At 33.8% G+C, this 19,216-nt stretch carries 7 protein-coding genes; all 7 read right to left on the bottom strand.

The features are described 5' to 3' along the window. Positions 1 to 4: 4 nt before the first annotated feature. The 7 genes from EV196_RS07145 to EV196_RS07115 all read right to left on the bottom strand — a co-directional run bounded on the left by EV196_RS07145 (position 5) and on the right by EV196_RS07115 (position 19,038). A complete protein-coding gene (locus EV196_RS07145; RefSeq protein WP_165876119.1) occupies positions 5 to 469 on the bottom strand; it encodes a T9SS type A sorting domain-containing protein in 465 nt (154 codons plus the stop codon). Positions 470 to 885: 416 nt separating this feature from the next. After that, the gene (locus EV196_RS07140; protein ID WP_132216829.1) at positions 886 to 1,977 is read right to left on the bottom strand and encodes a GDP-L-fucose synthase family protein; all 1,092 of its coding nucleotides are present in this window, start codon (positions 1,975 to 1,977) and stop codon (positions 886 to 888) included. 101 nt (positions 1,978 to 2,078) lie between these two features. Further along, positions 2,079 to 3,191, bottom strand: a complete 1,113-nt coding sequence (gene gmd / locus EV196_RS07135; protein ID WP_132216827.1) for a GDP-mannose 4,6-dehydratase — start codon at positions 3,189 to 3,191, stop codon at positions 2,079 to 2,081. A gap of 261 nt (positions 3,192 to 3,452) precedes the next feature. Continuing rightward, a complete protein-coding gene (locus EV196_RS07130) occupies positions 3,453 to 7,475 on the bottom strand; it encodes a non-ribosomal peptide synthetase (RefSeq protein ID WP_132216825.1) in 4,023 nt (1,340 codons plus the stop codon). A gap of 41 nt (positions 7,476 to 7,516) precedes the next feature. Then, positions 7,517 to 14,230, bottom strand: coding sequence for a polyketide synthase (locus tag EV196_RS07125; RefSeq protein ID WP_132216823.1), 6,714 nt, complete (start codon positions 14,228 to 14,230; stop codon positions 7,517 to 7,519). 548 nt (positions 14,231 to 14,778) lie between these two features. Continuing rightward, positions 14,779 to 15,903: an acyltransferase family protein gene (locus tag EV196_RS07120; protein ID WP_132216821.1), complete on the bottom strand. Its 1,125-nt coding sequence runs from the start codon at positions 15,901 to 15,903 to the stop codon at positions 14,779 to 14,781. Between the two features lie 507 nt (positions 15,904 to 16,410). Continuing rightward, on the bottom strand, positions 16,411 to 19,038 hold the full coding sequence (locus tag EV196_RS07115) for an amino acid adenylation domain-containing protein (RefSeq protein ID WP_132216819.1): 2,628 nt from the start codon (positions 19,036 to 19,038) through the stop codon (positions 16,411 to 16,413). Positions 19,039 to 19,216: the final 178 nt, after the last annotated feature.

Below are 19,216 nucleotides of genomic sequence, written 5' to 3'. Positions count from 1 at the left end.
TAGGCTATTTTTTTAATATTTTAAATGTTCTGTAAAGGCTATTGTTAACAAACACACGCAAGATGTACATAGAGGAACTTAAATTGTCTAAATTGATTTGTGTGTTATCCTGACTCATGCTATTCTGCATTAAAAGCTTCCCTTGATAATTAAAGAGCTGATACGAGTTGTTTTCATTTTCAAACACAAGCCCTTCGGTTGAAATGTTAATAAAGTCTGTAGTAGGATTTGGATAAATTAACACGTTAACGGCGGGGGTGGTTTCTAGGTCTTCGCCAGAATCAATATCTTCAGGTTTATTATTTTCTTCTTCAGTTTCCTCAGAAGTTTTTTGAGAGAGGTCTCCGTGTTGTATGCCTTGTTCTATGGTGTTATCTCCTATATAGGTGTAAATGACTTGTCCAATAGAATAACTTACCGAACCGGAGCTGCCCTTTGCTATACTACCCGAACTGTTAAATGATTCCATGAGTGGGGTGGTTTGAGCCATTCCTTCAAATGAAAAAAATAACATGGATATTAATAGTAAATTACTAATGGCTAAAAATATAGACTTCACAGATAACTGGTTGGTTTTGGTTGTTTTTTCTTATCAAAAATACTATAATACTTAAAAACAAACGATTAAAGTCTTTTATTTTCGATGAAATACAAATATCTTTTCGATAAAGTGTTGATGCTGAATTTAAATTTGTGAAAAAAATGAATTCATTAATGTGATATACGCTTTCGATAACTTTTTGGACTTTAAAAAAAATATTTTTTTTGATTTTAACGTTATTTTGATGATTTCATCGATTATTTTAAAGACAAAGGTCTAACGAAATAGCATTATTTCGTTAGACCTTTGTTATTGATTTTTAAATTTTTAATTGCCGGCTAAAATTAAGCCCCTTCATTACAATACCACTCATATACTTTTTTTATGCCTGTTTCTAAATCTATTTTATGCTTCCAACCCAAGGCGTGTAATTTTGATGGGTCAGTCAGTTTTTTCATAGTACCGTCTGGTTTTGTATCATTAAAATAAAGCGTTCCTTTAAAACCTATGATATCTTTAATTAGGTTAGCCAAATCTTTAATAGAAATATCGATACCGGTGCCAATATTAATATGGGTATTGCGTATTTCAGAAGTGCTTTGGGTAAAACAATCTTTAAAATTGCGGTTCTCCATTAAAAACACACAAGCATCTGCCATATCTTCACTCCACAAAAATTCACGCATCGGGTTTCCAGTACCCCAAACTTCTAATTGAATGGCATCGCCACTATTACTAATGCCATATTTATTTAATACACTAAAGATGCTTTCTTCAGAGGCACTACCATCAACATTTTCAATAGGCATGTGGTTTAAATCTTTACGAATTAAATCCCAATTGTTCAATTCCAAAGCCTTACCTAAATGCATTTTTCTAATAAGGGCAGGTAATACATGCGATTTTTCTAAATCAAAATTATCATGAGGTCCATATAAATTGGTAGGCATCACCGAAATAAAATTGGTGTTATATTGAATGTTATAACTTTCACACATTTTAATACCCGCTATTTTAGCAATAGCATAAGGTTCATTGGTGTATTCCAAAACATCGGTAAGCAAATAATCCTCTTTCATGGGTTGAGGACAGTTTTTTGGGTAAATACAGGTGCTTCCTAAAAACATCAATTTTTTTACACCATGTATATAACTTTGGTGAAGTACATTGTTTTGAATCATGAGATTTTCATAAATAAAATCGGCACGATAGGTATTATTGGCTACAATACCACCCACTTTAGCAGCAGCTAAAAATACATAATCTGGTTTTTCAGTAGCAAAAAATTGAGCCACAGCAGTACTATCTTTAAGGTCTAGTTCACTATGGGTACGCGTCACAAAATCGCTATACCCTTTGGCCTTCAGGTTTTTTAATATGGCACTGCCCACTAAACCTCGGTGACCAGCAATATAAATTTTGGAATTTTTTTCCATGTTCTTTATTATGTTGCAAAGTTGCAAAATTGCAAAATTGCAAAGTTGCACAGTTAGACAGTTAAATAATTAAACGATTTAACAGTTAAACAATTAAAACATTATTCATAATAATTAAAAGTTTGATAACCACCTTCTTTAATATGTTGGTCTTTTTTCATGAGCTTAACATCGCTGGCCATCATATCTTTAACCAAATGTTTTAATTCATATTCAGGAATCCAACCTAATTTGGTATTTGCTTTTGTAGCGTCACCTATAAGTAATTCTACTTCTGTTGGCCTAAAATATTTAGGATCTACTGCTAATACTTCTTTACCTATTTCTAAATTAAATTCAGGGTTTGAGCAAGATTTTACATAACCTTTCTCATCAACACCTTCGCCTTTAAACTCTAATTCAATACCAACTTCGCCAAATGCCATTTTAACAAAATCGCGCACTGTAGTGGTTTTTCCTGTTGCAATCACCCAGTCTTCTGCTTCTTCAGCTTGAAGAATCATCCACATCATTCTTACATAATCTTTAGCATGACCCCAATCTCTTTTAGCATCTAAATTTCCAAGATATATTTTATCTTGTAAACCAAGTGCGATTCTAGAAGTAGCACGGGTAATTTTACGGGTTACGAACGTTTCCCCTCGAATGGGTGATTCGTGATTGAATAAAATACCATTACAAGCATACATACCATAAGCTTCACGGTAGTTTACTGTAATCCAAAACGCATACATTTTAGCGACGGCATACGGGCTTCTTGGGTAGAAAGGTGTCGTTTCAGATTGTGGTACTTCTTGTACTTTTCCGTAGAGTTCAGAAGTAGACGCTTGATAAATTCTTGTTTTTTTCTCAAGGCCTAATAAACGAACCGCATCTAAAATTCTTAAAGTTCCTAAACCATCCGCATTACCTGTATATTCTGGAATTTCAAAAGACACGTGTACATGGCTCATAGCCGCCAAATTGTAAATTTCGTCTGGTTGAATTTCTTTGATAAGTCTTATTAAATTCGTGCTGTCGGTCATATCACCGTAATGCAAGAAAAAATTTCGGTTATCTACATGTGGATCTTGATATAAGTGGTCAATACGATCGGTGTTAAATAACGAAGATCGTCTTTTAAGCCCATGTACTTGATAGCCTTTTTTTAATAAAAATTCACTTAGGTAGGCGCCGTCTTGTCCGGTAACCCCAGTAATAAATGCTACTTTCATATATTTTTTTGAATTGAAATATTACGTTCGAAATTAAGATAATATTTGTTTTTTATGGTAAGGAATAAGAAATTTTATTGAAAAATGTTAATTTCTAAATATTATATATTAATTCTTGAGGTTTCAACAAATTATCACTGTTAATTGATACTGTTTTTTCTGGTTATATATAAAATATGAATAAAGTTTTTACATATCCTTTTTCAATTAATTTTTGTAAATATTTTATGTTTTTTTAAGAATATGTTGCAAATTCTAAAATTAGAGCGGCTTCATTTTAAATAGTTCTCTATTCCTTACATCTAGTACATTTTGAAAAATACGAGCCACTTCTTTTGCATTTTCAGAAGTTAGAAGGGTATCATGATTTCCGGGTGTATTATGAACAGTTACACCATTTAAAGCAAAATCTTTCCAGCCTGTAAATATGGTATCGTCTAGATAGGAGGTGTGTTCTTCTGCTCTAAATAAATCGACGTTAATAGGCTGTGGGCGCATGTAATACTTGTCTTTTATAGGTTGAATGATGCTTTCTGTTTTTAAAAATTCTTCATATTTTATTTGATCTTGATCGGTTTCAAAATGCTTAGTTTGCACATACTGGTTTAGTAAAAAGTCTTTTTTTCTATGGATGTGAAATTTGATGTTTTCCCAACTTTGTGTCATTTCTTTTAAAAACTGTAACCTTCTTTTCGTTTTGTAAGCATGTATAGCTGCTTTTTTTTGAACTGGAGATTCGTGATAAAAATGTGGTTCTATAACGGTATCAAACAAGCCAACCATGGTTACTTTTTTGCCACGTTCTATAAGCGTTCTCGCCATTTCATAAGCGATAATGCCACCAAAGGAATACCCCGCTAAGGCAAAGGGACCATTTGGATTGGCGTCTAAAATAGTATCTACATAATGTATTGCTATTTTCTCGATGGTATCAAAAGAGTTAGAATCATTAAATAGAGCTTTGGCTTGTAATCCATAAACAGGTTGGTCGGGATCCAGATTATTAGCCAATTCCTTAAATATTAAAACTTCCATACCTGCACCATGCACCATGTATATAGGTGTTTTTGTGCCTTGAGGTTTTATGGGCACTAAAGAACTCCATGTGTTAGTGTTATTTTCGCTATGTAATAACTGGGAGAATTTTTCGATGTTTGAATATTCAAATAGAGAAGATAAAGGGAGTTTTTTACCTGTTTCCTTTTCTAGTTCATTCATAACTTGAATAGCAATGAGTGAATTACCACCCAATTCAAAAAAGTTATTTCTAACATCCACATAATCCAGATGTAGGTATTTTTTCCAAATACTAGCAATTAGTTTTTCTGTATCTGTTTTTGGTTCTGAAATATGACTTGCTTCTACTTTTATAGTTTCTGAATCTAAAAGCGCTTTTCTATCTAATTTTCCATTAGGTGTTGTTGGAAATTCTTTAACAACTTTAATTTGATTTGGAACAAAATACGAAGGTAATTTATCTGTTAAATTGGATTTCCATTCGTTAATATGTTCACTTGTGAAGTTATCAAACGCTATAGGTTTCACAAAAGCTATTAAGGCATCATTATTTACAAGTACAACAGCTTCTTGTATATTGTTTAACTGTATGAGTGTTTTTTCAATTTCCTCTGGTTCAATGCGGTAACCACGTATTTTTATTTGATGATCTGTCCTGCCTAAGCAAAGGATGTTGTTTGATGGTAGCAATTTTCCTAAATCGCCAGTTCTATAAAGGACTGTATTCGTATTTGAGTTGAATGCATTTTTTATAAATTTCTCTGCAGTTAATTCGGGGCGTTTCCAATAACCTTCTGCTACACCATCTCCAGCAATGGTGATCTCTCCAATAGTTCCTGGTTTTGCTAGCTGACCTGATGCATTTAATATAAAAATTTGTGTATTTGCAATGGGTTTGCCTATGGTAATTAATTCGTCATCTGCTTTTATTTCTTTAATAATAGAATATATGGTGGTTTCTGTAGGCCCATACATATTCCATAACTTTTTACACTTAGACATTATTTTTTGTGCAAGTTCAGAAGTTAAAGCTTCACCACCACAAAAAGCTGTTATGGGTAATGGTTGTACCCATTTTGATTCTAATAACATTTTCCAAGTAGTAGGTGTTGCCTGTACAATACTTATCTCCTTTGTTTTTAGTATATCGAGCAATAACTCTCCATTACGAGCTGTTTCAGCATCTGCCATCACTATGCAGGCACCATTTAAAATTGGTAAAAAAAGTTCGACACCAGCAATATCAAATGAAATAGTGGTGATTGCTAAAAATTTGTCATTTTCAGTAATTCCAGGTTCTTTAGAAATGCTAAATAATAAGTTTACTAGATTTTTATGCGTTATGGGAACACCTTTTGGCTTTCCTGTTGAACCTGATGTGTAAAGAATATAAGCAAGATCATTTTGATTAACAACAACATCTAAAGGGGTGTTAGGAAGCGTGTTTTCTTGCAATAGAGCATCTTCAATATACAGCTGCTTAATAGAATCATCAATATGTAGCGAATTATCTTTATTTGTAATAAGATACTTTGCTTGAGAATCTAATAGTATAAATTCCAATCTAGATTTTGGGTAGTTAGGATCTAAAGGTACATACGCTGCTCCACATTGTAAAATAGCCATTAATGTAGCCAGTAATTCTGGACCCCGATTTAATGAAACGCCTACTAAATCGCCCGTAGATACACCTTCATTTATTAAGTAATGCGATAATTGATTCGCTCTTTTTTGCAACCCTTCATAGGAAACTTGGGTATCTTTAAATTCTATGGCCGTTTTGTTAGAAAACAGCTTAGCTTGGTTTTGTAATAATATGTGCAACGGTTCTGTTGGGTAAACAGCTTCCGTATTGTTTAGTTCATTGTAATAAGGTACATAGTCACTAGTTATTATCTCTGATAGTGGTTTGTTGGGGTTGGATATGAGTTTTTCTATAATGGTTTCAAAAGAAGCCATCATGTTTTTAATAGTTTCAGGTTTAAAAAGCGCTTCTTTATACGACCATTCAAAAACTAAATCATCCTTAGAGCCACTTGCATTTAGAAAAATTTCAAAAATTTCATGTTCACGAGGGTTACTTTTTAATGTATGTTTTAAATCGTGAAATGAAACACAGTCATCCATTCCCATATCAATATTAAAAACGACAGGAACTAACGGCACTCTTGATGGGTCTCTTGAAATATTAAGTTTTTGAAGTAGTTGTCCGAAACTGAAACGTTGGTGTTCATAAGCATCAAAAAGTTGTACTTTTCGAAGTTTTAAATAGTCACTAAAACTCATGTTAGTATCCATTTTACTGCGTATGGGCAGCAAATTTACACAATGTCCAATCATTTGTGTTCTTCCGCTTGCCGCTTGATCTGCAGAAGGTAAACCTATAACAATATCGTCTTGACCTGTTTGTGTACAGATAAAAACTTCAAAAGCGGTTAAAAGCGTTGTAACAAAACTACAGCCTGCCTCAATACCTGTTTTTTTAAGAAATTCTAATAAATAGGGGTTCATTTTCGCATCAAAACGCTCACTTTTATAAGTTCTTAGTCGCGGTCTTGGAAAATCGGTAGGTAATGTTAATTCAGGATCTGAATTATTAAATTGGTTTAGCCAATAAATTTCATTTGCATTATATTCTTCACTTGTTAAAAAAGCCTGTTGTTCATCGGTATAAGTTATAAAACTTTCAGCTTTTGGTAACGTATGATTTATTTTAAGTTTATGAGCGGTGTAAAGACTTCCCAATTCTTCAAGCATGATACCAAAAGACCAACCATCACAAATAATATGGTGAGCAGTCAGGACTAATTGGTGTTTGTGTTCGGCTATTTTAATGAACCCAGCTTTAAATAAAGGGCCTTTAACCAAATTAAAAATGTAATTGGCATCTTTAGATAAATAATTTGCAATGAATTTATCTTTTTCAGTACCCGTAAAATTTGATATATCTTGGTGTTTAATGATTATTGGAAGATTCTTAAAAATGGTCATAAAACGTCCGTCTGTACTAAACGTAGCGCGTAAAGATTCGTGTCTTTCTATAAGTGTTTGTATGGCATATTCTAAAGAACTTGTATCAAGTTCTCCTTCTAGAATAAGAGAAATAGACTCATTGTAGGCTTTATTAGCATCAACACCTCCTAATGTACAGGCAGTCCATAATTCTGATTGTGATTGTGTAACATATGTAATACTTTCAACTTCCGATCCAGCAAATGGATTGAAAGCAGCTTTGTTCTGATCTGTTTTAGCTTCTGGATTTATCATCTAAACATTCGTTAAGTATAACTTGTTGGGTGTATATATTTTTAAAGCTCTATTTTTAAATATTCGCCTTCTTTGTTTTCATCTTTTAAATACCATGCAGGGTTTCCAAATTCGTCAATGGCTAAGCGTGCACCTTCCTGTGGCGGTGTATTTAATGCATGAGAAGATTTATGGATGTCCTTGGATTCGTTTTTTGAATGTGATTTGAAAATTCCAGCATCGGTCATTTTTTCAATACTTTCAGCAAAACAATCGATAATTTTAGTTAGATCCTCTTGGTTATAAGCCGTTGTTAAAAAACAAGGAAATCCGTCCCAAATATGAATTCCTTTTTCTCTCATAAGCACAAAAATTAATTCGGAATAAGGAATTTCTTCTAAAAAAGACAATCGCCATAACGATTTATAATAATTGATTTCCATAGGTAAATCATTATTTTTAAAAAGAGTATTTAGTGCATGTGCCAAATATTCTGTCATATCGGCTAAGTCGTCTTGAAGCTTTGGACTTTGTTCTTTTAAATGTAACAACGAAGCTTTGGCACTTGCGAGCGCCAATGGATGACGAACAAATGTGCCAGCAAAATAGGTAACCCCAACTTCTGGAAACGAATTATCTCCAAACTGCCAATGCCCACCATCAAGCGCATCCATATATTTTGAGCTTCCTAAGATAGCACCAATAGACAAGCCGCCTCCTATAACCTTGCCATAAGTAGCAATATCTGCTTTAATGCCATAAATACCCTGCATCCCTTGCGGATGCATACGGAATCCTGTAATAATTTCATCAAAAATTAAAGCGGTTTGCGATGCTTTAGTGATGTTTTGTACTTCCTTTAAAAATTCTACAGGTTGAAATTCGGGTCTTCTACTTTGTAGGGGTTCTACCAAAACAGCGGCCAACTCATGGGCTCTTTCTCTTATTATTTGTAAACTCTCTTCCGTACCATAATCCAAAATCAACATGTTTTGAACCGATTCTGGCATGATACCCGGGGCAGCAGGAAATGTTTTTTTCATTCGTGAGCCTCTTACTAATGCTTCATCAATAATACCATGGTAAGAGCGAGAAAAAGCGATAATGAGTGATTTGCCTGTTACGGTTCTGGCAATTCTCATGGCTCCCAATACGGCTTCCGATCCTGTATTACAAAGAGCAGCGCGGTCGTGTTGTGTTAATTCGCAAAGTAATTCACTAACCTCTCCAGCTAATGGGTGTTGTGGCCCCACTTCATAACCAAGTTCTATTTGATTATGTAATGCTTCTTTTATAAAATCGGGTTGATGTCCAAATAGGCATGAACCAAACCCGTTTAAGGCATCAATATATTCGTTACCATCCACATCCCACAGTTTGTTTCCAGAAGATTTACCTATCACTAGCGGATATACCAATTCTTTGGTTAAAGGTTTAAAACCAGAAACGACTCTGGGATCCGACATGTGCGAACGATGCTTTTGGGTATATGCTTTACTACCCGCTGTTTTTTTATTATAAGAAGCAGTTAATGCTTTTAAAAAGGTTTCCTGTGTGGTGTTTAATTCGGTGGCTTCTTTCTCAATTTTTGGAGAAGCACCAAAAGGCTTTTTATGTTCTTTTATTTCATCTTCTGAAAGTCTTTCGGATGATGGATTAGGTATCGGTTTTGCAACATGCTGTACAGGTTGCTGAACTGTTTGTTGCACTACAGGTTGCACAGGATTTGTTCCTTGCAATAATTCTATTTGTTTTGCTAATAATTGTAATTGTTGGCCAATAAGGCTTATCGCCGAATTCGTATTTCCATGAGATGCTTCGTAAGAAGTTTGAATAGACGTAGATATTGGAGTGCCATTTTGAATAGTAGCATGCATAGCAGGAGTTGCTGCTGGTACTGCAGGAGCTGCAAAACGATCTGGCGGTAAATTTTTATCTAAATGAGAGGCTAGAAGGTTCGGGGTGCTAAATTCACCATTTAATTGTCGGAAGGTAATGGGTGTGTCAAACTCATTTTTACAGGTAATAGCCATTTGAGTTAATACCAATGAATCTAGGCCAAGTTCTAGAAAACTATGATTGTGTTCCGATGGAGCCAACTCCATCCCAGAAGTATTTAGAATGATGTCTGAAATTTTTTCAAGAATGATTGATTTTCTATCTAATTGTAATGTTGTATCCATTCGTGGTTGTCTTTGTTGGTTATTGATTGAATCTGTAATGGTATCGATTTGAGGTTGTATCGAATGATTACGTATAGAATCAACGGATGTATTAAAATTTTCATGCGGTATTGCTAAAACAGGAGGCTCTACCCAGCAAAGTTTACGGTCGAAAGCGTAAGCCGGTAACCAAATTTTTTGTCTGGACTGTCCTTTATAATATGCGTTCCAGTTGGGTTCTATGCCTTTAAGCCAAAGTTGCCCTAAAGCATTCAAAACCGTATGGTAGGCATTTTCATGTTCATTGGGGATAGCCAAACTTGAAATGGAGCTTGCCGATTGAGATCTCTTTTTCTGTTTAGACAGGGTCGTTAATGCAGAACCAGGTCCAACTTCCAATAGAACAATATCGTCTAATTGAAGCGCTGTTTCCATAGCGTCTGAAAAACGTACGGTTGCACGTAAATGATGAGTCCAATAGCTTGGGTCTGTTGCTTCTGCATCCCTTAAATAAGTTCCAGTGACTGTTGAAATAATAGGAATTCGAGGAACATTTAATGATACTTTTCTAACTTCTACTTCAAATGCTTCTAAAATAGGATCCATCATTGTAGAATGGAATGCATGACTTGTTAGAAGTAATTTGTTATAAATATTTTTATCCTCTAAAACTTTTGCAAACTGTTCGATCGCTTTATTTTCACCTGAAACTACACATAATTGATCGGAGTTTACAGCAGCTATAGAAAGTTCTTTTGGTAAAAATTCAGTTAAATTCTCATGGGTTGTTCTTATAGATAGCATGCTGCCACTAGGGAGGTTGCTTACCAATTTTCCGCGGATGCCTACTAATATTAAAGCATCTTTTAAAGTGAAAACACCTGCTAAATGCGCTGCAACAAACTCACCAACACTATGTCCGCAAAGAAGCGTTGGTTTTATACCCCAATGCATCCAAAGTTGCGAAAGTGCATACTCTACAACAAATAAAGCGGGTTGGGTAAATTGAGTGTCTTTCAAGCGTTCTTCTGTCTCTGCGGTATTATGTTCAGGATAGATAATACGTCGGATGTCAAATTTAAAAGCTTCCAATAATATTTCCGAACAAGTATCTACAGCTTCACGAAAAATAGTTTCATGTTCATACAAAGCTTTACCCATTTGTAAATATTGCGCCCCTTGACCAGGAAAAAGAAATGCTAAATTTGCAGGAACTACTTTTAAATCTGAAGATTTAATTAAAGCCTTATCATTTGATAACAATTGGCTAAATGCGTTTTCAGAACCATTTGCTAAAATAAAACTACGCTTGCTAAATGTATCTCTAGTAGCACTAAGCGAACAAGCAATATCTGCTATATTCGTTTCTGGTGAAGATTTTATAAAGTTGCCTAGTGCCTTTTTATAAGCTTTAAGACTATTTTCAGATTTTGCCGACCATGTTATAATTTGTAATGGTTTCGTTTTACCTGAAACTTGTGGCGTTGTTTCATATGCTTCGGCTATAATATGGACATTGGTACCACCAACACCAAAAGAGCTGATGCCTGCACGTCTTTTACCTTCACATGTCCAATCACTCAATGTATTATTAACATAGAATGGGCTATTCTCAAAATCAATAAATGGATTAGGTTTTTCATAACCCAGCGATGCTGGTATTTTTTTATGTTTTAAAGCTAATATGGTTTTTATAAGGCCAGCAACACCTGCTGCTGCTGTAAGATGCCCCATATTACTTTTTATAGAACCAATAGCGCAGTATTTGTTTATTGGCTGTTTGCCAAAAGCTAAACGCAATCCTTCCATTTCGATAGGATCTCCAACAGGTGTTGCTGTACCATGGGTTTCAACATAGCTAATTTCTGAAGGGTTTATTTGTGCATCTAGCAATGCTTTAGAAATAGCACCTGCCTGTCCTTCGGTGCTTGGTGCTGTAAAACTACCTTTATCTCCACCATCATTGTTAATCCCTATTCCTTTTATAACTCCATGTATAACATCGCCATCTCTTTTAGCAGCTTCTAAATTTTTAAGTAGTACAACTCCAGCACCATCACTAAAAACAGTTCCTTTTCCGTTGGCATCGAAAGATCGGCAATGCCCATCAGGACTCAACATAGATCCTTCTTGATACAAATGCCCACTATTAATAGGAGCAGTAACACTAGAACCACCAGCTAAGGCGACATCACAACGGTTATTTCTAATGGCATCTACGGCCTGAGCGATGGCGAGTAGCGATGTTGAACATCCAGAGTGAATGCTTACGGCAGGACCTTTTAAATTTAAATGGTAAGCTGTTCTACTACCAATATAGTCTTTTTCGTTAACGGTATCTGCTTGAAGAACACCTACTTGGTTTAATAATTCTTTATTGGGAAGTACATTTTTTTTATAATAGGTGTTGGTGCCCGTACCAGCATATATGCCAATACTTCCTGTGTAATGCTTAGGAAGATATCCAGATTGCTCTAAAGCTTCCCATGCAATTTCTAAAAATAAACGTTGCTGTGGATCCATGGCTTCTGCCAATTTTGGATTGATACCAAAAAAATGGGGATCAAAATATTTGGCAGATGGTACTACGCCGCGAGCACTCACATATAAGGGATCTTTTCTTAATGTTTCAGAAATAGATATATCGAGCTCTTCAGGTGTGAAAAAAGAGACAGTTTCCTTGCCATTTTTTAGTACATCCCACAATTCTTCAATTGTTGAGGCTCCTGGAAATCGTATAGCCATTCCAATGACGGCAACATCAGCAGATGTTTTATTTTCTTTCTGTTTTGAGTAATCTACAAGTGGCTTGGTGGTTTCTTCATCTTCTATGTATTTAGAAATACCAGCTATTGTAGGAAATTGATAAATTTTCGTTACAGGTACTTTTAAGTGGAACCGCTTTTTCATTAGCGTCACTACTTTTTGGGTAAGAAGTGAGGTTCCACCCATTTCAAAAAAATTATCATCAATACCAATATTTGGTATTTGAAGCTGTTCTCTCCATACAGATGCTATGTTTTTTTCGAGAGCAGTTCTTGGGTTTTTTAATAAGGGAGCTGAAGCAGGTCTTACATATTCAGGTTGTGGTAAGTTTTTCCTATCTATTTTTCCATTTGTGGTAATGGGAAATTCAGTTACCCACATGAAAATAGAGGGAATCATGTAGTCAGGAAGAATAGCTTCCAGTTGAAGTCGTAACACATTCGTATCTTGATCGGGTACGGCAGATTGTAAATAGGCAACCAATCTAGGTTCGCTACCTATAGAATTACTAACAACCACTGCATTTTTTTTAATGTTTGGAAGTGTGTCTAGAATGGTTTCAATTTCACCTAGTTCAATACGATGACCTCTTACTTTTACTTGGTTATCTTTTCTACCGAGGCATTGCACCTGTCCGTTTGGTAAAATTTTACCCAAATCGCCCGATAAGTACATTTTTTTATTAGCTGAGGTCGTAAAAGGATCTTTAATAAAGTGTTCATGAGTTAGTTCAGGTCTATTTAAATAGCCTAATGAAACGCCATCACCACCAATAGCTATTTCTCCAATTTCGCCATAAGCAACAGGGTTTCCTTTTTCATCTAAAAAATAAGCATGCGTATTGGCTATAGGTTTACCTATGGTAATAGGATCATCTGCTTTCGAAATTTTAGTAAGAAAGGCACACACTGTAGTTTCAGTTGGGCCATAAATATTCCATACTTCGCTACAAAGTTCCAAAAGTTTATGCGCCAAGTTTAGCGGCACAGGTTCACCGCCTATTAATGCTTTAATGGCTAAAGGTTGTGTCCAGCCAGAATCTAAAAGTATTTGCCATATACTGGGAGTTCCCCACATAAGGCTGATTTTAGAATCAAAAGCTTTTTTTAGTAATATTTCGCCATCAAGTCTAGTTTCTTCATCAATTAAAACAATGCAAGCACCATGTAATAAAGGAAGAAATATTTCCATCACCATAGCATCAAATGAAATGGTAGTTACTGCAAAAATTTTATCATTTTTATTAATTCCAGGTTCTTTTCCCATGGAATAAACAAGATTAATTGTGTTAAGATGTGAAACTTGTACGCCTTTAGGTTTTCCTGTGGAACCAGATGTATAAATGATGTAGGCCGTTGCTTGTGGTTGAACACTGCAGTTGGGTGTACTTGAAGGAAGTTCACTCCAGTTTCCTAATATATCTTCAAAAAAGATGTTTTTTGATTTTTCTGAAACGCCTGTATTTGAAGCGCTACTAATAAAAAAACTTGCCTTAGCATCCTCAACAATTAGTTCTAACCTTTTTAAAGGATAACCTGTGTCTATAGGCACATAGGAAGCACCACATTGAAGAATAGCAAAAATGGAAACTATTAAATGGGGATTTCTATCTAAAGAAAGCGCTACAATTTGGTTGGGGCGAATGCCTTTATCCCATAAGTAATGAGCTGTTTTATTAATTCTTTTTTGTAATTCATCATAACTAATTTTTTCATCTTCAAATTCAAGAGCGATGGCTTCAGGGGTTGCTAAAGCTTGTTTCTCAAATAGCTCATGCAGTGTTGATATGGGGTATGTAAGTGCAGGCCCTTGTATAGTGTATAGAGGTGTTAAATTATTTAAATGCATAAAATAGCAAGTTTAATATGTAACTGTAAATATTTTAAATATAGACGTATTAAAACAACAAACATTTAGATGAGGGATTTAAGATCAATAGACTATAAATTTTTATTTTGTCAGGTTGTAGTTTATATCATCCGACAGAAAAATTTGTTATTTTAAAATTATTTAGTGCTATTAATCGAAATTTAATGTTTGTTAAAAAGCATTTATTTCTGACGTAAAAATATAATGTTCAGTTATAATTATATTTAATTATTCTGTACATAACGATTATAATCGACGAATTACCTTATTTGAAAAACATTGATTAAAGTAAGCATAAATTAAATGAATTTGTTTATTGGAATGGTTTTTTTAAGCCTCACATTATTAAAATCTTATGGTGTAAATTGTAATGAATAACCTGAGGGTCTTAAAAGAAAAAGACCTTGAATTTATTAATGCCATCATAAAGTGATTATAACGAGGTGTTTAAAGGTAAACAGTTGCATTTAAGTTGCTAGAAGTATGTGTTGTAATTTTTATTTTATTTAAAGTATTTCTTTTGAAAGTTATGCCAAGGCTATTTCTTTTGGAATAAATCTGTTGATATACTTAGATTTTAATAATTTAATTTCTAAATCGCTAAATACAATTGTTTTTAAGGGATAAAATAAGATGCGAACAAATGGAACTTTTTTTAAGAACATGTAAATAAGGCAGCACAGTACGATATTTAATAAAAATAAAAATGTATGTAATAGCGGTTGATAAGTTTCTAAATCAAATAGAATTAAGAACACATCTTTAATGAATATATGGTATGCCAAAATAAAAAAACTAGCTCTAGAACAGTAAACTAAAAAAGAATTCAGTATTGGTATTTTCTCAATGTATCGACATAAATAAATAACTGAAAAAACGCCAGAAATAGACAGTATTAAAAGATAGTGATAATTATAATGGAGGCCAGCTAAATTTAAATCGATATCAAAATTTAAATTTTTCAATGTAAAATGTAAGATTAAAAATAAAATTGGGAATAGGACCATTTTATTACTGTAGAAGAAAGGCGTTGCATTAAAATAATGAATCCTTATTTTTTTAAAACCATAGCCTAAAAACAGATAAGTAAAAAAGATTGGGATATACTCTGACCATAAAAAATTTATTTTCATCGTATTTAAAATTAATAATATGATTAAAAAAGTGATCAAAAAGAGGTATTTGATAGGTTTCTTTAAATCCATAATTACTAAAAATCCTTTTAAAGCCAATTGTCCTAAAAATAACGCAACTATGAACCAGAATGAAACATTTACAGCAACAAAACTCCCATGATATAATGCCCTTGGCAAGTCCAAGATGTATTCTAAACCACCATGTAAGGATGCTTCATCTGAAACAATTATATAAAGAGTTATTTTTAGCAAGGTTAAACTAAGCAAAAAGCCTATTAGGGGTTTTATCAAACCATCAATTTTATTATGTAAAAAACTTTTGAAATCTAACCGATCGCTGAGGAGATAGCCCGATATAAAAATAAATGTAGGCATTTTAAAAATGATTGCAACATTTTGGAAAGACATTAAAATAGGGTAGGTTTCAATAAAAGGATAACGAGTCATAGTCATCAAAATGATACTAATGCCCTTTGCTATGTCAAAAATTTGAATACGTGTTTTATTTTCCGTCATAAATAGTGCTTAAGTAATTTTCCATACAAGCTTAGTTGCTCATTGGGAACAAACCATAAAATAAAAACTATTAGAAAAAACCAGTATGAAAAGGACTGGTTATAGCACTAGGGAATGATAATATTACAGTTTTTATTGCAATTAAAAAAAACAATTTTCGGAAGGTGCGTATTTTTTCGATTTTAACTAAATTGGCTGATAATATTATGTTTTCCACAATAAGGACTGTTACTTTTTATGGTTTTATTACCATAAATTTTCACTCTTTTATTTAGAAGAGGTCGTCCTAAAGATTTTAAAAAGCATTCTCGGTTTTAGCTTTGGTAAACTTGTTTAAGTATGTAGCTCTTTTAAGCTCTTATGAATTAAGAAGTTTTGCTAAAACAAATCTTAAGTTAGTTAAATAAGTAAATTAATACTGTAAATGACCATTTCATTCGTATTTAAGAAATATTTATTAATGATAAATTTATTATATCATAATAATTGAAAAAGGAAATTAATAGGTTAGATATAGGCATGTTTTTCATCTGAAATCCCTTGAATGATACGTGCTAAAACATGGTCGTGAGGTGTCTCTCGTATATCGAAATTATCACCAGGAATATGATGGATTTTAACGCCTTTTTTTGCCACTTTTCCCCACCCCAGATGGCTAGGTGCCAAAGTATGCGCAGGATGATTTTTAGATCGTATCAAGTCCACTTTATAATCTTGTGGTTTAAGGTGGTAGCGGTCAATAATTTTATAAACTAAGGTTACGGCTTTTTCAAATTGTTCCTGTGCAATTTTTTCTTGCTCGGTAACATTGTTATCGTGGTTAAAATGTTTTTTATGTAAGTACTCTTTTTTTGAATTTATACGCGCCATAATAGCTTTTCTACTCAATAACATTTCTTTTAAAAAGTTTAATCTTCTATGAGTACGCTGAAAATACTTAGCTAGTTTTTTTTGTTTGAGCGTTTTATAAAAATAAGAGGAATCAACATAAGAGTCAAGTAAAACGGTCATGCTAACTTCTTTTCCTTGTTGTTTTAATTGTCGTGTCATTTCAAAGGCAACAACACCTCCAATACAAAAACCTGCCAAAGCGTAAGGGCCTTTTGGGTTAACTTTTACAATGGCGTCTATATAGTGTGCAGCCATAGCTTCAATGGATTCATACCAATCGTCATAGCCTTTTGGTCCAACGCCCTGAATGGCATAAAAAGGTTGGTCTTCATCAAAGTGTTTACTCATATTAACCAAACTTAGCACATTAAGGCCACCTCCATGAACCATAAATATGGGGTTTTTATGTCCGTTTGATTTTAATGGCACTAAACAATCTGCATAAATGTCATTATCCATTTGCAAGAGTTTTGCAAACTTTTCAATAGTGGAGTGTTCAAATAGTGTAGGAAGTGAAATCCTTTTACCTGTATGTTTCTCTATGTCAGATATAATCTTAACGGCCTTAATGGAATGCCCTCCTAATTCGAAAAAATCACTAAAAATATCTATTTTGTCGATATTCAAGTTTTCTTTCCATATGGTGCTTACTAATTTTTCTTCTTCTGAACGTGGAGCCGTATAAATTTTAGTACTTTCTGAATGTGATAATTGTTCTAATAATGCTTTTCGGTCAATTTTATCGTTTGAAGTGGTAGGTATTTTTTCTATCTCATGAAAAATTTGCGGTATCATGAATGCCGGTAATTGTGATGTTAAGTGGTTTTTACATAAAGACATAAGATCAACATCTTCAGAAATATCAGCTTCAGCTACAAAAAAAGCAACAAGTATATCCGTTTTTACTAATACAACGGCTGTTTTAATCCCTTCAATAGACATTAAAGTATGCTCTATTTCTCCAATTTCAATACGGTAGCCTCTAACTTTAACTTGATGATCGATACGTCCAAGACATTGAACATGGCCATTAGGCAAAAGTTTACCCAAATCGCCAGAAAGGTACATGTTGCCATGGTCTTCATCATTAAAGGTATTGGGTATAAAGCGTTCGTTGGTAAGTTCGGGACGGTTTAAATAACCTAAAGAGACACCATCTCCAGCAATTACAATTTCTCCTATGTCTCCATGCTTTACTGGGTTTCTATCAGCATCTAATAAATAGACATTTGTATTTGCAATAGGCAATCCAATGGTTATGGGATCATCCTTAAGTGTAATTTGAGTTAAAAAAGAGCAAACCGTAGTTTCTGTTGGGCCATAAATATTCCAAAGCTCATCACATTTTGATAATAATTTATGAGCCAATGGCATGGGTACCATTTCACCACCAATTAAAGCCTTTATTTTTAAGGGCTGTTCCCATCCTGAGTCCAGTAAAATTTGCCATATACTTGGCGTTCCCCACAAAACGGTGATCTTGTCCTTAACCGCTTTTTTCATTAAGAGTTTTCCATCCATCCTTGTATCTTCATCAACAAGAACTACGCAAGCTCCAAAAAGTAGTGGGAGGTAAATTTCCATCACCATGGCATCAAAAGAGATGGTTGTTACAGAAAATATCTTATCTGTTTCATTAATCCCAGGCTCGTTAGCCATGGAATATACGAGGTTAATGACATTGCAATGGGCAACTTGAACGCCTTTTGGCTTTCCAGTAGATCCAGAAGTATAAATGATATAAGCGGCAGATTCTGTTGCTACATTAACATTTAAAGGTATTGTAGGTAAGTTTGAACTATTATTTAAAATGACATTTATAGAAAGTGAAACAACATTATTTGTAACATTTTTTATTGGAGTTAAACCAATATGAAAGGTAGCAGCTGCATCTTCAATTATTAAATTTAATCGGGCATCGGGATACATGGTGTCTATAGGAACATAAGATGCACCACATTGTAAAATAGCAAAAAGCGATGCGATTAATTCAGGAGACCTATCCAATGAAATAGCAACAACTTGCCCTGGTCTCAAACCTTGATTCCAAAGATAATGAGCTATTTGATTGATTTGTTTTCCTAATTCATCATACGTCACTTTTTCATCATTAAATTCAAGTGCAACCGAACTAGGAAACATTTCAGCTCTATCAGCAAATAGTTTGTGTAAAGTACTTTTAGGGTATGTCATTTTAACCCCGCTTATCTCATTATTTGAACTATTGCTGTTATGTCTTTTCATAATTGTTTATAATAATTTAAAGTTTCGTCATGTAATTTCCTTTTAAAAGTACAGTCTGTTTGCACAAATTGGATACCTTTTTTTTAAAGCGTAGTAACCCTGTCAAATAAACGTTAGCCCTAAGTTTGTTAATCTATTGTTCACTTGAGAAATTGTTTTTTTTATTAACTGATTAAAT

Origin of the sequence: Mariniflexile fucanivorans, from assembly GCF_004341235.1 — a bacterium.
GTDB lineage: Bacteria > Bacteroidota > Bacteroidia > Flavobacteriales > Flavobacteriaceae > Mariniflexile > Mariniflexile fucanivorans.
The sequence above is the reverse complement of the archived record's forward strand: the minus strand, read 5'-3'. Positions and strand labels throughout refer to the sequence as shown.

Coding starts and splice junctions, on each gene's coding strand:
- EV196_RS07145 (WP_165876119.1), bottom strand. CDS start 469: ATGGAATCATTTAACAGTTCGGGTAGTATAGCAAAGGGCAGCTCCGGT.
- EV196_RS07140 (WP_132216829.1), bottom strand. CDS start 1,977: ATGGAAAAAAATTCCAAAATTTATATTGCTGGTCACCGAGGTTTAGTG.
- gmd (WP_132216827.1), bottom strand. CDS start 3,191: ATGAAAGTAGCATTTATTACTGGGGTTACCGGACAAGACGGCGCCTAC.
- EV196_RS07130 (WP_132216825.1), bottom strand. CDS start 7,475: ATGATAAATCCAGAAGCTAAAACAGATCAGAACAAAGCTGCTTTCAAT.
- EV196_RS07125 (WP_132216823.1), bottom strand. CDS start 14,230: ATGCATTTAAATAATTTAACACCTCTATACACTATACAAGGGCCTGCA.
- EV196_RS07120 (WP_132216821.1), bottom strand. CDS start 15,903: ATGACGGAAAATAAAACACGTATTCAAATTTTTGACATAGCAAAGGGC.
- EV196_RS07115 (WP_132216819.1), bottom strand. CDS start 19,038: ATGAAAAGACATAACAGCAATAGTTCAAATAATGAGATAAGCGGGGTT.